The organism is Spirulina sp. 06S082 (assembly GCF_034932145.1).
Taxonomy (GTDB): domain Bacteria; phylum Cyanobacteriota; class Cyanobacteriia; order Cyanobacteriales; family Spirulinaceae; genus CCY15215.
In genome coordinates this window covers 14656-27949 of sequence record NZ_JAYGHV010000013.1, presented here as the reverse complement: position 1 = coordinate 27949, position 13294 = coordinate 14656, and the positions used below count along the sequence as shown (strand labels likewise).

At 41.4% G+C, this 13294-nt stretch carries 11 protein-coding genes and 2 pseudogenes; 5 read left to right on the top strand and 8 right to left on the bottom strand.

Features of this window, described 5'->3' with window-relative positions:
• From VB714_RS02510 to VB714_RS02495, 4 genes and pseudogenes are all read right to left on the bottom strand, one after another.
• A pseudogene (locus VB714_RS02510) lies at positions 1-483 on the bottom strand (hypothetical protein); the annotation flags it as partial.
• Entirely contained in the window at positions 476-1543 is a 1068-nt protein-coding gene (locus VB714_RS02505; protein ID WP_323220847.1) for a trypsin-like peptidase domain-containing protein, read from the bottom strand. The pseudogene VB714_RS02510 and the gene VB714_RS02505, both read right to left, overlap by 8 nt.
• A 101-nt stretch (positions 1544-1644) precedes the next feature.
• Positions 1645-2079, bottom strand: a complete 435-nt coding sequence (locus tag VB714_RS02500) for an HNH endonuclease signature motif containing protein (protein ID WP_323220845.1) — start codon at positions 2077-2079, stop codon at positions 1645-1647.
• On the bottom strand, positions 2072-2479 hold the full coding sequence (locus tag VB714_RS02495) for a hypothetical protein (RefSeq protein ID WP_323220843.1): 408 nt from the start codon (positions 2477-2479) through the stop codon (positions 2072-2074). Before VB714_RS02495 ends, VB714_RS02500 begins: the two co-directional genes overlap by 8 nt.
• Positions 2480-2685: 206 nt before the next feature.
• Here VB714_RS02495 and VB714_RS02490 point away from each other — a divergent pair, with 206 nt between their 5' ends.
• Both VB714_RS02490 and VB714_RS02485 read left to right on the top strand, forming a co-directional pair.
• Positions 2686-2934, top strand: coding sequence for a hypothetical protein (locus tag VB714_RS02490; protein WP_323220841.1), 249 nt, complete (start codon positions 2686-2688; stop codon positions 2932-2934).
• Positions 2921-3373: pseudogene (locus VB714_RS02485) on the top strand (HNH endonuclease). The gene VB714_RS02490 and the pseudogene VB714_RS02485 overlap by 14 nt, the downstream one beginning before the upstream one ends.
• Before the next feature lie 117 nt (positions 3374-3490).
• On the opposite strand, the gene VB714_RS02480 reads toward VB714_RS02485, so the two are convergent.
• Complete coding sequence (locus tag VB714_RS02480; RefSeq protein WP_323220837.1) at positions 3491-5257, bottom strand: S8 family peptidase; 1767 nt, start codon at positions 5255-5257, stop codon at positions 3491-3493.
• A gap of 204 nt (positions 5258-5461) precedes the next feature.
• Here VB714_RS02480 and VB714_RS02475 point away from each other — a divergent pair, with 204 nt between their 5' ends.
• The gene (locus VB714_RS02475) at positions 5462-7744 is read left to right on the top strand and encodes an EAL domain-containing protein (protein WP_323220835.1); all 2283 of its coding nucleotides are present in this window, start codon (positions 5462-5464) and stop codon (positions 7742-7744) included.
• The gene (locus VB714_RS02470; RefSeq protein WP_323220833.1) at positions 7732-9378 is read left to right on the top strand and encodes an asparagine synthetase B family protein; all 1647 of its coding nucleotides are present in this window, start codon (positions 7732-7734) and stop codon (positions 9376-9378) included. The genes VB714_RS02475 and VB714_RS02470 overlap by 13 nt, the downstream gene beginning before the upstream one ends.
• Here the strand turns inward: VB714_RS02470 and VB714_RS02465 are convergent.
• Positions 9375-10103: a hypothetical protein gene (locus tag VB714_RS02465; protein WP_323220831.1), complete on the bottom strand. Its 729-nt coding sequence runs from the start codon at positions 10101-10103 to the stop codon at positions 9375-9377. The genes VB714_RS02470 and VB714_RS02465 overlap by 4 nt on opposite strands.
• Before the next feature lie 58 nt (positions 10104-10161).
• Between VB714_RS02465 and VB714_RS02460 the strand changes: the two genes are divergently transcribed.
• Positions 10162-10395, top strand: coding sequence for a hypothetical protein (locus tag VB714_RS02460; RefSeq protein ID WP_323220829.1), 234 nt, complete (start codon positions 10162-10164; stop codon positions 10393-10395).
• Positions 10396-10729: 334 nt separating this feature from the next.
• Here the strand turns inward: VB714_RS02460 and VB714_RS02455 are convergent, their stop codons facing one another.
• The gene (locus tag VB714_RS02455; protein ID WP_323220827.1) at positions 10730-11458 is read right to left on the bottom strand and encodes a hypothetical protein; all 729 of its coding nucleotides are present in this window, start codon (positions 11456-11458) and stop codon (positions 10730-10732) included.
• 627 nt (positions 11459-12085) lie between these two features.
• Positions 12086-13294: a diaminopimelate decarboxylase family protein gene (locus tag VB714_RS02450; RefSeq protein WP_416309586.1), complete on the bottom strand. Its 1209-nt coding sequence runs from the start codon at positions 13292-13294 to the stop codon at positions 12086-12088.

Sequence of the window (13294 nt, the reverse complement as noted above, 5' to 3'; positions counted from 1 at the left end):
TTCCTCTCTTCCCGTAAATGTCGAAACATCTGCTTGAGGTAACACAAAAGGACAGCGAGTAATCTTAGCACTGATTCTCGAAGCAACTCCTCCATCCCACTCTTGAAAATCAAATCTTTCCTCTCCCCATTCCCCTAAATTTGACTGAAGATCGGGCAACGGAGAAACCCGAGGAATCATCATGTTATACTTCACCAACAGCAAATCTAAAAAGGCTTTTTTCTCATCCCCGACAAAATCCTTGAGACCCTCAAGAAATATTCCTAAAACTTCACACCCATCCTTGCTTCCATAGTTTGAAAGATATTTAAAAATTTTGCTGATAGCTACAAATGGCTTCCCAGCTAAATTAATTTGAGGAATAAGGTCACCCAAACCAACATACACTAACATGGCTTGACGGGATTCCTCATCCTCCAAATCTGAAAGTTCTTTGAGTAATCCGATTAATTCTTTATAATCTTTTTGATTCAGATTAATCATTCAATCTTGCCTGTATATCGGAAGGTAAGTCCGCAAGAATCCTTTCTATTAGTATGCCTTCATTCCGGAAATATCGCCGTTGCGTCGTTGGTTCGGGAATATCTCCTCCTGCATGATGTACTGCAATAACCTCCCAACTGTCGTTAAACACAGGAGATCCCGAAGATCCATTTAAGGTTGAAGTCACATACTGTACGACATTTTCCCCAATATACTGCACGAAATTATTTTGCAGCGAAATTTGTTTGGGTTGTCCGCCAGGATGCTGAATAATATTAATGCGATTATTGCGCCGAATTTCTCTCTCTCTCAAACGCAACCATTTCCATTTTCGACCCGGTGTATTTTCTAACTCCACCAAAGTATAATCAAGGTCTGAATTCGTCTGAAAAATCCCCTTTTCCTTGGCGCGATACTCATCAACTGCTTGCGCTTCCCCGCGAAAATTCTCCTCATAATTAAAGCGAAAAATTGCCCCTGATAATAACTCTCGCTTTTCCAAAACATGATTGTTCGTTAATAGTAAACTTTCAGCCACTAAAAATCCCGTCCCCGACCATTGTTTCCCATCCCCTCGCACCCCAATATAAGCAACCGATTGCGCCACATCTAAACCCTGCTGTAAAAAAGCAATAGGACGCAGGGTATTTTCCCCAATTATCTTCTCATAAACTTGCTCTGGTTGTTCCTGTCCTTCCCAGCGAACAATCGGAGGAAGAGCGACAACCGGAGTCATTACCGTCGGAGTCATCATGTTATACTTTGTCAACAACGCTTCTAAAAAAGCGCCATTCTCTCCTCCCACAGAATCCCTGAGACCGTCCAGAAAGATTCCTAATGCTTCACAGCCATTACTCCGCAAACGACCGTATTGTGATAAATATCTAACAATTGCACTAACTGCAACAAATTGTTTGCCAGATAAATCGATTTTAGAAACAAAGTCCCCCAAATCAACATACTCTAAGAATTCCTGACGCGATCGCTCATCTTCCAACTCCGGAAGGTCTTTCAACAACGCAATCAATTGCTTGCGATCGCCTGCATTCAATGCCACCATTTTTTCTCACATTTTACTCTCTATCGTTTTCAGTTTAGCTCTCATTTTTACAGATGTCCATAGAGAGAGAAAAAGAAAAATAGAAAAAGACTTGCGATCGCTCATTCCTTAAAATTAGGAGGATGTTCGTTAAGCGATCGCAATGCTTTTCGTAAATTAACAACACCTTCGCGATTTAATTGCAATTTTTCCACAGTGACGCGACCGATGGGCGATCGACCGAGAAGCTGGGAATAATTATCCGTCCAAGTAAAATGTTTCTGCCATTGGTGCTGGCGAGGATTATATAACGCGACCATTTCCCCAGTCACTGGATCGTTGACAGCAATACTCGTGTATTTTCGATTGTTGCAACCCTGACAAGAAAGTGCCAAATTATCAAGATTACTTGTTCCGCCGCGAATCACGGGAATAATATGTTCTATTGAAAACGGATCGGGAGAATAACGTAATTGACTTTGACAGTATTCACAACATTGATTAGCCCGTTCTGCAACAATTTGTTTAATTTTAGAACTAATTGAAGATTTACTCATAAGATGGCGTTTTAATTCCGAACTCTTCCATCAAAATGCCAATCTCAACTCCTCGAATTTGCGATAATTTAGCCAAAGCTGCAATACGTTTTGCATTTGCCCGTTCAATGCGATCGCTAATCTCAATCAATTCTTGTTGTTCGTTCGGTTCTAATATTTCAGAACGACGCTTATCGAGAAGGAGATGATATTTCTGCCACATTTCCTCTGATAATCCAAGATTAATTTGCGCGAGTAGTTCTGCCTCTGTTTTGGGTAAATTGATACCTATCTCTTCACAAGACTTTAGATCGCGCTGGATTAACTCGGTTAGATAAGATTCTAGAGTTGTTCCATTTTTTGCTGCTGTTTGTCGCAATTGATTTTCTAGTTCTGGTGCAATTTCAAGCGAGATTGTCATAATTACTCTCCTGATAAACTAACTATCGATTCTGTTCTCAATTGTAGCAAAATCATGGTACACCTGCTTTTTTGAGTCGTTGATAAAATTCCGGGTATCTCTCCCGCAAAGATTTTTGCAATACCTCAAACTGCTTTTCTCCTTCTCTCAGATAGCGATCGATGCTCAGATGCTATAATTTAGAGTACATTAAGATTTTTCAAACTATGACGGTAACTCTGATTAAACCTTCTAGCTTGCTTCCTAAAGGCATTCAAACTCAACGAATTAATAATCTCACTTTGTTTAAATTTACAGAAGAACTCGGGCAGCGAATGCAAGAACTTATCGAGAAGAAAAAAGCCAATACTTTAGATTCAGAAGAGATTGTAGAACTCGAAGCGATCGCCGAACTGGATAACATTTTTAGCTATATTAATGCTGTCATTGCCGCTCAAGCGAATGCCGATCTCTAAATCTTTGTATGAAAAGGTAAGACAACGTGCAAAATATCGTTGTGAATATTGTCACTATCCTGAAATTCTCAGCGCATCGCCTCTTTCTATCGATCATCTTCAACCCCAATCTCTAGGAGGCACAAATCAATTTGATAATCTAGCTCTTGCTTGTCGGCGTTGTAATGAAAGGCGCTATAATTTTACAACTGGAATCGATCCCGAAACCAAAGAAGAAACTCGCTTATTTAATCCTCGTAATGATGCTTGGAGAGATAATTTTATTTGGACTGCGGATGGTATGCAAGTTATTGGTATAACCAACATTGGTCGAGCAACTTGAGATCGCCTCGATCTCAACGATGAGCGCCGTAGCGATCGGTTTATTCAAAACTCTCGCAAACAATGGGCGATCGGTGGTTTTCATCCTCCCAAAGACGATCCATATCTAAAACCTTAAAAATTTCAGAGCGATCGCCAGATTCCCAACTGCATTTTTGAAAGTCTTACAAAAAGAAAAAATCGAGGAAATGAACATTCATCCCCTCTATTCTCAAGTATTTTTCAATCAATTTAATTAAATGCCTTGAACTTCTCCCTTAATAATAAATCGTCCTAAAATAACACAGAGAACAGCATTAACAAGAAGGAAAATTGAGGCGGAAATTCCCCCTCCAACTCCCCAAACCACAGGAGAGAGAAACGCACTCACCGCCAAATAGGATGCAACGCCTAAAGTTGTACCAATAGAGAACCATTTCCAATGAGGATGACCGAGGAATAGGACAATTAAACCCGCCGGAATTAAAATACTGGCAAAGAGAGGATTTAAAGTCGAACCCCCTTGAATTGCTGTTCCTAATTCAGGTATAGAACTACCTAAAACACGGAAAGGCGCTTGAGGTAAATCAAAGATGTAGAATCCGCGTAGGAAAAAGATTCCCGAACTTCCAGCGATTAAACCACTACTCAACCACCAAGTCCAACTAAAGGGGAAATAGTTGCGTAATAGCCAAGCAAGAAGATAAGAACCAATCACCATCCCTAGTTTTGGCAGTAAGGCGATCGCGCCCCCATCAAACCAGAAGCGCAGATTCAAATAGCCATTATCTCGCAACCATCGGAAGAAGTCCTTAAAGGTAATCTGTCCTTTGATCGCCAGTTTAACGGCGGCACCGGCATCCAATTGTCCCGCACCAAAGTGATTTAAGTCATCTTCTTCCACGGGACGGGCGGACTGTTTGAGAATCTCGTAAATTTCTGCGGGGCTATCGATGCCCTCAGCTTTTAACAAGGCCGCAACCCCTGCAACGTGAGGGGATGCCATGCTAGTGCCTTGAAAGCCAAGAAAAACCGCTTCTCCGGTACTGGGGTCAATGGTATTTTGCAAAACTTTACCTTGTTCGCTGCCCCCTGGTGCGGAAATGTCAACCCCTGCCCCATAATTGGAATAAGGTGCCTTAAGTCCCGCAGGATCGAGAGCAGAAACGCTCAGGACGCGGGGATAACGGGCGGGATAGGAGGATGAATTGCGATTTTCGTTTCCGGCGGCGGCAATAATGGCAACGCCTTTATCGTAGGCATAATGGATGGCATCTTCGAGGAGTTTACTTTCACCGCCTCCCCCTAGGCTCATATTGATGATATCCGCGCCATTATCGGCGGCGAAACGAATGCCCTCGGCGATATCGGAGACGGTACCTCCTCCACTAGCGGAGAGGACTTTAATGGGCATAATTTTGGCTTCGTAGGCAATACCGGCGACCCCATAACCATTATTAGTGGATTGGGCGATGGTTCCCGCGACGTGGGTGCCGTGGCCGACATCATCCCCAGCATCAACTTTATCGTTGACAAAATCGTAGCCTTTGACGAATTTGGTTTCTTTCAGATCTGGGACTTTACTCACTCCCGTATCGATCACCGCAACGACGACTCCATCTCCTTTCGTTTCCGCCCAAGCCTCCTCAATGTTAATGTTTTGAAAGTTCCACTGTTTGTTGTAATCGGGGTCGTTGGGACGTTCGAGGGTGTGATAAATGTAGTTGGGTTCGATGTATTCTGTGGCGGATCTGATTAGTTTGGATTTTTTTAGGGCTTTGAGGGTTTGTTTGTCTCCTTCGAGAATGTAAACGCCTTGGGAAAATTCGCTGTTTAAATGGGGTTTTACGTTATAGGTGCTGGCGATCGCATCCAACTCTTGAAGAATTTCCGTTTTTGAGACATTATCTTGAAAGTCTAGGACAATGGAGCTATATTCTCCTCGATTGGCTAGACCCTTAAAGTTCCATAAGGCAAAACTAATGCCGATGATAAAAAGGCAAAATAGCAGAATTTTTTTCATAGCGGTGAGTTCGAGTAAAAGTGAGGGTGGGCTGGCAAGGTCAGCCTACCCTACTAAGATAGCTTAGGGAACTCAGATTTGGTATCAGGCTACGATCGCCGATATATAATAGTCGAGTTAGCCAGAAGGGAAATTTTCCCTATTGCGCGGCTCAACGATTTATTAAGGGTGAACGAGGTATTAATTGCGCCTCAAAAATAAGTTATGAAAAACGAATCTGTCAGGAATGCCAAACTGACGCGCAACATTGTCGGCTTTTATGTCATCTTTAGCAGTCTCTGGGTTTTCTTGTCTGACAATATTCTCTTGGCTTTCGCTAAAACTCCCGGGCAAATTGAGGTCTGGCAATTCGCTGCGGGGATTTTCTATGTTCTCATTACCAGCATTTTGTTCTTTAAGGTCTTACAGCTTTATACGAGAGAAGCTGAAAAAAAACTTGCCCCCTTGGAAGATTTAGTGCAACGCTATCAAACCCTTTTTGAAAAAAATCCTCAACCTATGTGGGTTTACGATACGGACACAATGGCATTTTTGGATGTAAATAATGCTGCTATTGAGGCTTACGGCTATTCTCGGCAGGAGTTTTTGAAGATGACTCTCCAAGATATTCGCTCTCCTGAAGATATCGCGATCGCCCCTTTTACTTTAAGTGAAAATGTTCCCGGAATTTGGCAGCACTATTGTAAAGATGGTTCGATTATGGAAGTGGAAATTGATGTATTTCCTTTTCTTTTTGCCGAGAAACCTGTTAGGCTGGCACTGTTGCAAAATGTTACCGAACGTCAGCGCACTTTAGAAGCGATCAAGTACAAAGAAGAACAATATCGAACTTTGGCCAGTAATTTTCCCAATGGCGCGGTTGTTCTCTACGATAAGGACTTGCGCTATACTTTGGCAGAAGGGATGGAAGTGGGTCGATTGGGACGCAATGCTCGAGAAATTGAGGGAAAAACGCTACAGGAAGTGGTGTCGGAAGAGACTTATAATATCCTAGAACCCCTATATCGCGAGGCTTTAACGGGAATGCCCGTCACAACGGAACTGCCTTTGGGCGATCGCATTTATTTAACTTATGCCCTTCCGGTTTTCAATCAAAAAGGAGAAATAGAAGGGGGGATGAGCGTGACTCAGAATATCACTCAGCGCAAGCAAATGGAGGAACAACTCCAGCAGTATGCGTTTTATGATACCCGCACTAAACTTCCCAACAAGACTTGGTTTCTCGATCGCCTCAGTCAGCAACTCCTACAAACTCGCGCCGGAAATACGGGCTTTTTTACGGTATTATTTTTGCAGTTGGAACGCTTTAGTACGGTGAAGTACAGTCTCGGTCATCGTTTGGCGGATCGGTTAATGTTGGCCACTAAAGACCGTTTGGAAACTTGTTTAAATTTGGTCGAACCGGTAGCGCGGGTGGGAGATAAGGCGATCGCAACTATCCTGATGAACATTCATACTCCTCTAGATGCTGCCGCGATCGCCCAATATATTCAAGAACAACTCTCACAACCTTTGGAGGTAGACGGACAGGAGTTATTTTCTCCGGTAAGTATTGGTATTGCGATCGTAGATTCCCCTCTTTTAGCGGAACAGAAGCCAGAAACTTTACTACAGGCAGCAGATACGGCGATGAATCATGCTAAGTACAAAGGTAAGGCTGGCAAGGTTTCTTATGCGATTTTTGAGCCTAAAATGTACGAACAAGCGGTCGGTCGCTTCCAGTTAGAGACGGATTTGCGTTTAGCTCTCAAACGGGAAGGATTTAGCGTTTTTTATCAACCTATTGTAGCAATGACCACGGGGTGCATCACGGGATTTGAAGCGGTGGTACGTTGGTTGCACCCATCGACAGGATGGATGTCCCCAGGAGACTTTATTCCGGTTGCAGAAGAAACGGGATTGATCGGGTTTATCGATTGGTGGGTTTTAGGTGAGGCTTGCAAACAGTTAGGAAAATGGCAGAAAATTTCGGATTTTCCCCTCACTATGAGCGTCAATGCTTCGGGAGCATTATTATCCCAATTTGGTATTATGGAACGCTTGCGACAAGTCACAAAGGGGAATCGTTTACTTAAAGAAAGTCTGCGTTTGGAGGTGACAGAACGAGTTATGATGGAGCATTATGAAGCAACTTCTGGACTTCTGGAACAAATTAAAAATTTGAAAATTAGGCTCTCGGTGGATGATTTTGGTACGGGATATTCTTGTTTGGAACGTTTGCATCAATTGCCTATTGATACTCTTAAAATCGATCGCTCGTTTGTTGGTCGGATGTTGGCAGATGAGGATAGTTTAGCAATTGTTCGCACGATTATTGCCTTGGCACATAGTTTAAAGATGGATACAATTGCGGAAGGAACGGAAACTCAAGAACAGTTGTCTGTTTTAGAAGAGATTAAATGTGAATACAGTCAGGGATTTTACTTTTCTCCCCCTGTGGCAAGTGAGGAAGCAGAGCAGTTATTAAAACGTCAATGGCAATGGTAATGCTACATCCCTCTTGGTGCGCGGTTTGGGGTAGGATCGATCGCGATCGTTTTGCGCTTCTGGGTTCCTCTTCCTTACAACCGGTTTGGAGTCCTCAAGGTCGTTTTTTGGTGGTTGGGGATATTTGGTTCAGCGATCGCGCTTCTCTCTTACCGGAAATAGCTATCACAAAAAACAAATCTGATAGCGAAATCTTGGCATATTTATGGGAAAAAGAGGGAGAAAATTGCCTCACAAAATTGGAAGGAATTTTTAGTTTTATAATTTGGGAGAAAGAGCGCGATCGCCTCTGGTTGGTGCGAGATGCTTCAGGGGGACGAACTCTCTACTACACCCAACAAAATTCAACCTATTATATTGCACCGCGTTTGGCAACTTTGCAGCCTTGGCATTCTCAAACCTTGAATTTAGTCGCTTTGCGGGACTATCTTTCTACGGCTTTTGTGCCTGGAGAGCAGACACTTTGGCAGGATGTGCGGGAGTTAAGTCCTGGAACAATACTTCTTTTACCGGAAAGTGAGAGAAAATCCTACTTTGATTTAAAAGAGAATATTTCATCTGCATCAAGGGAAGATCGTGCTAGAGAATTGCGATCGCTACTCAATCAGATCGTCCCAGAATATTTACCTGTAAATGAATCTGTTGGGGTTTATCTTTCGGGAGGTTTAGATTCAAGTTGTATCGCAGCATTAGCGGCTCAATATTGCGATCGCCAAGTCTTTACTTATTCTATTCATTTTGGTGCAGATTGTCAAAATGAACTGGAATTTTCCAGTTTAGTTGCTAACCATTGTCAAACTGAACATCGCATTCTTGAAATTACTCCCCAGCAAATGTGGGAAAAATTGCCGATCGCAATGGCAAATCTTGACGATCCCATCGGCGATCCTTTAACAGTTCCCAATTATTTATTAGGACAATTAGCAAGAGAAGATGTTCGCGTTATTCTCAATGGAGAAGGAGGAGATCCCTGTTTTGGCGGTCCAAAGAATCAGCCAATGTTGCTCAATCGTTTATATAATTCAACTCAAACGGATTTGCTTTCTGCTTATTTGAATTCGTATCAAAAATGTGCCGAACATTTACCGCAACTTCTCAAACCCGATATTTTCCAAGCTGTTGTTAATAAACCTTCTGTTTTTACTACATATCTTGCTTCTGATGCTGCTTATCTTAATCGTTTAATGACCTTAAATATTAGATTTAAAGGTGCAGATCATATTTTAACCAAAGTCAATAATTTGACGCGATCGGCTTTATTAGAAGGGCGATCGCCGCTATTCGATCGCCGCATTATTGAATTTTCTTTGTGCATCCCTCCTGAGTATAAATTAGCCGGAGCCGTGGAAAAAGCAATTTTAAAAGAAGCAGTTAAAGATTTATTACCTCCTGCGATCGTGCAACGTCCTAAAAGTGGCATGATGGTGCCTGTACAGCGTTGGTTTTATCAACATTGGCAGCGATCTGCCAAGAAATTACTGTTAGATCGTCGTGCTGCGATCGCCCCTTATTTGAACCAGAAACTGATGCGCGAGTGGTTGAACTATCGCGGCGATATTTGGCAGCGCTACGGGGTCAAATTATGGCTTTTGGTGAGTTTAGAATATTGGTTGCGAGAACAGCAAAAACCTTAACCAAAACTATCAGAGGTATAAATATAAGATGTATCCTCATCATCACTCCAATTCCCAGAATCTCCGCTTTCAGAAAGTTCGCGATCGCCAATACTCGCATTAGCAATTCCCCGAGTAATGATTCGTAAAAGTTTTGCTGGGGAGAAAGAAGCAAGTTCAACATAATTTCCTGCTTCTAACCACTCAATTTCTTCAGAGGATAATTGTGCTTTAATCTCTGAGGATAAATTTTTGGCTTCTTCTACCAAATTTACAGAACGAAAAACAGATATTTCGGGTTGTTTGAGGATTTGTTTGGGGGTGATCCCTAAATCATAGACGGTTACGGTTGTATCAGCAAACCATTCTGATTGCGATCGCAAAGTATGAGGAAGAATAACACCTTGAGGGGTTGCATTATGGAGGGAAAAAACTTTAAGATCGGGGTTTCTTCGCAACATTTGCATCACCGTAGGGAAGATATTTTGCGGATATCCTGTAACGCTTAATACGGCACAGTTATGCTCAAAATGGAAATTATTGGCGATTAAGAATTGGGCAATTTCATCGCTGTCGCAAATGAGTGCGCGATCGAAACTATAATTACTCACCTCATCGCTAATTTCTGCGAGAGTTTGTTCTGTTTCAGGGGGAGGTAATAATTTTTCTAACGATCCGTTAACTTCGATCCAGTGAGTTAGCCACTCTTCTGCGCGATCGGGTTTAATGATTAATGTTTGAATCATTTTTTTAGCTTGTTTTTCTTGAATAATTCCTAAATAAATCGAGAGTATTCCACAAATAATGCTTAACACAAGTTGCCAAAAATCAATAAAACTAGACGAATTGAACAAGAAAAAAATTGCTATACTAACAAGACAAATTCCAAAAAATATTAATAGTCTTGCAGAAAATTTACGCCATTTAAAAGATATGACTGGGGACTTTGTACGTCGCCATAATGAGAAAATTATAGCAGGAACTCCAGATAGCAAACAGAATACAATAATAGCACGCTCATATCCAACTTCAAGGTGAAGAGATAATATACAAGAGAAAGCGATCGCAATTCCCGATATTGCCCATCCCATCCCCGATATTATCCATGATATCCATGCCATCCAAGAATCGACTATTTTACCTCGCAAGCGTCTCTCTAAAAAATAAAAGAATTGTTCCTTGGTAAAAAAGAGAGTACGATCAACAGAGAGTGTAGAGAGAATTTTTTCAAAAAATAAATCGGTAAATGGAATAGGTTCTATTTCGGTTGGTTCAAATGCGAAAGGGTGTTCGCAACTTTTACAACGTCCCGAATTTGCTTCGCGATCTTTGAGATTATTCTCAGTACTGCATTGAATACACTTCATAATCTTTAACCAAAACTTTCAGAATAGAAAATATAGGATGCGTCTTCATTATACCAATTTTGAGAATCTTCACCTTCAGAGAGTTCGCGATCGCTAATACTTGCATTAGCAATTCCTCGGGTAACGATTCGTAAAAGTTTCGCTGGGGAAAAAGAAGCGAGTTCAACATAATTTCCTGCTTCTAACCACTCAATTTCTTCAGAGGATAATTGTGCTTTAATCTCTGAGGGTAAATTTTTGGCTTCTTCTGCCAAATTTTCAGAACGAAAAACAGAGATTTTGGGTTGTTTGAGGATTTGTTTGGGGGTAATGCCTAAATCGTAAACTGTTACGGTTGTATCAGCAAACCATTCTGACTGCGATCGCAAAATATGAGGAAGAAGAATCCCTTGAGGGGTTGCATTATGGAGGGAAAAAACTTTAAGATCGGGATTACGTCGTAGCATTTGCATTATCGTAGGGAAAATGCTTTGGGGATATCCTGTAACACTCAATACGGCACAGTTATGCTCAAAATGGAAGTTATTGGCGATTAAGAATTGGGCAATTTCATCACTGTCGCAAATGAGTGCGCGATCGAAGCTATAATTACTTACTTCATCGCTAATTTCTGCGGGAGTTTGTTCTTCTTGCAGAGGAGATAGTAGTAGTTTTTCTGGAAATCCATTGACTTCAATCCAGCGATTTAACCATTCTTCTGAGAGAGAAAATTGAATGATTAGAGTTTTAACCATTTTTTTAGTTCGTTGTTCTTGAATAACTCCTAAATAGATTGAAAACGACCCAAAAATTGTACCAAGTACAAATTGTATAATGTCGATTTCTGTAGAGCCATTTAATGCAAAGAAGATTGCAACACCAATCAGGAAAATTCCCAGAAAGACCAACGATCTTGCAGACAATTGCCGCTTTTGAAAAGATGATATTTTTGAGTTTGTTCGTTGCAATAAAAGTATGATGATAGCAGGAATTCCATATAGCCAAAAGAGTATAATAATTGAGTTTCCAACTCCAAGACCAATCCGCTCAAATAATGTCCAAGAAAGAAGGATAACAATGCCTAAAAATGGTGTCCAACCTGCAAACAAATCAACCTTTTTTTGTCGCAAGCGCTTCTCTAAAAAATAAAAGAATTGTTTGCTTGTAAAAAAGAGACTATTCTCAGCCGAGATTTCTGAAAGTACCTTTGCAAAGAATAGATCGGTAAAGCTAATAGACTCCATCGCAGTCGGTTCAAATGCAAACGAATGTCCGCAACTTTTACAGCGTCCCGAATTTGCCTCACGATCCTTCAGTTTATTATCGATATCGCATTCAATGCACTTCATAACTACTCCTATTTAGAGAAAATTTTCATCCAATTATATTACTTGATTTTCCAGCAAGACACTATAATTTTCTCGCTGACGAATGAGACGCGATCGCGCATCTTCTAATAATACCTCTGCGGGACGAGGACGGTGTAAAAAATGAGAGGACATGGCATAACCGTAAGCACCGACATCTAATATTGCTAAAATATCCCCCACTTCTAAAGCAGGAAGGAGAACATTTTTGCCTAAATAATCACGAGAATAAGTCGTGTTTCCACAAACATCGGTTTGATGTGTTTCTTGGGTCAAATCGTGCCAAGATACAATTTCTCGATAGCCTCCATGTACGGAAAGAACAGCTAAATTAGCAATGGTTGTATCGACTCCAATAATTTGTTTGTTATCTTGCCATTTTACAGAAATGACTTGGGTTAAAAGGGTGCCGCATTTGGCGATCGCAGCCCGTCCCGGCTCGATAATTAAGTTAATTTTTTGCTTGACTTTTTGCAATTTTTGTGTTAAATTTAGTCCAAATTTATCCCAATCAAAAGCAACTTTTTGATGTCGATAGGGATAGCCAAAACCGCCACCAAAGTCGAGATAATCCCAATCTGGGAGTTGCTGACAAGTTTCTAAGACTATATCGATCGCCTCAATAAAGGCTCCTGTGGCATTGGTTCCCGTCCCGCGATAGAAATGCAAACCTCTGATTTTTAAGCCGTAAGAATCTGCTATTTTCACCGCTTCAGGAAATTCTTCCGGCCTGACCCCAATACGACTCTCTCCGGTAATTTCTGGCAAATTTAAACGAAATCCTAAACGAGGAACAGAGATTTGCGCGCGCAGTTTGTGGTAAACTTGGTAAAAGGAACTTAACTGGGAAAGACTGTCTAAATTAAAGGTTGCTACTCCCCAATAGAGAATTTGTTCCAGTTCGTTGGCATTGAGATTGCTGCCACTGTAAACAATATTTTCGGGAAAAAATCCCGCCTTTAAACCTAAATAAACATCTCCAGGGGAATTAGCATGAAGTCCCCAACCGCGATCGCGAAATATCTTTAATAGTGCAGTATTACCATTGGTAACAGTAGCAAAATGAAACTGACAATGGGGATAAGCGATCGCCCCAGTAATGCGATCGATAGTTTGCAGGAGGCGATCGCGTTGATAAACATACAATGGCGTACCATAATTATCGAGCAACTCTCGAGCAATTACTACAGAAAAAGGTGTTTTTGCTAACAAGCGATTGGGCAT

Coding starts and splice junctions, on each gene's coding strand:
- VB714_RS02495 (WP_323220843.1), bottom strand. CDS start 2,479: ATGACAATCTCGCTTGAAATTGCACCAGAACTAGAAAATCAATTGCGA.
- VB714_RS02450 (WP_416309586.1), bottom strand. CDS start 13,294: ATGCCCAATCGCTTGTTAGCAAAAACACCTTTTTCTGTAGTAATTGCT.
- VB714_RS02455 (WP_323220827.1), bottom strand. CDS start 11,458: ATGGTTAAAACTCTAATCATTCAATTTTCTCTCTCAGAAGAATGGTTA.
- VB714_RS02475 (WP_323220835.1), top strand. CDS start 5,462: ATGAAAAACGAATCTGTCAGGAATGCCAAACTGACGCGCAACATTGTC.
- VB714_RS02480 (WP_323220837.1), bottom strand. CDS start 5,257: ATGAAAAAAATTCTGCTATTTTGCCTTTTTATCATCGGCATTAGTTTT.
- VB714_RS02470 (WP_323220833.1), top strand. CDS start 7,732: ATGGCAATGGTAATGCTACATCCCTCTTGGTGCGCGGTTTGGGGTAGG.
- VB714_RS02465 (WP_323220831.1), bottom strand. CDS start 10,103: ATGATTCAAACATTAATCATTAAACCCGATCGCGCAGAAGAGTGGCTA.
- VB714_RS02490 (WP_323220841.1), top strand. CDS start 2,686: ATGACGGTAACTCTGATTAAACCTTCTAGCTTGCTTCCTAAAGGCATT.
- VB714_RS02505 (WP_323220847.1), bottom strand. CDS start 1,543: ATGGTGGCATTGAATGCAGGCGATCGCAAGCAATTGATTGCGTTGTTG.
- VB714_RS02460 (WP_323220829.1), top strand. CDS start 10,162: ATGCTTAACACAAGTTGCCAAAAATCAATAAAACTAGACGAATTGAAC.
- VB714_RS02500 (WP_323220845.1), bottom strand. CDS start 2,079: ATGAGTAAATCTTCAATTAGTTCTAAAATTAAACAAATTGTTGCAGAA.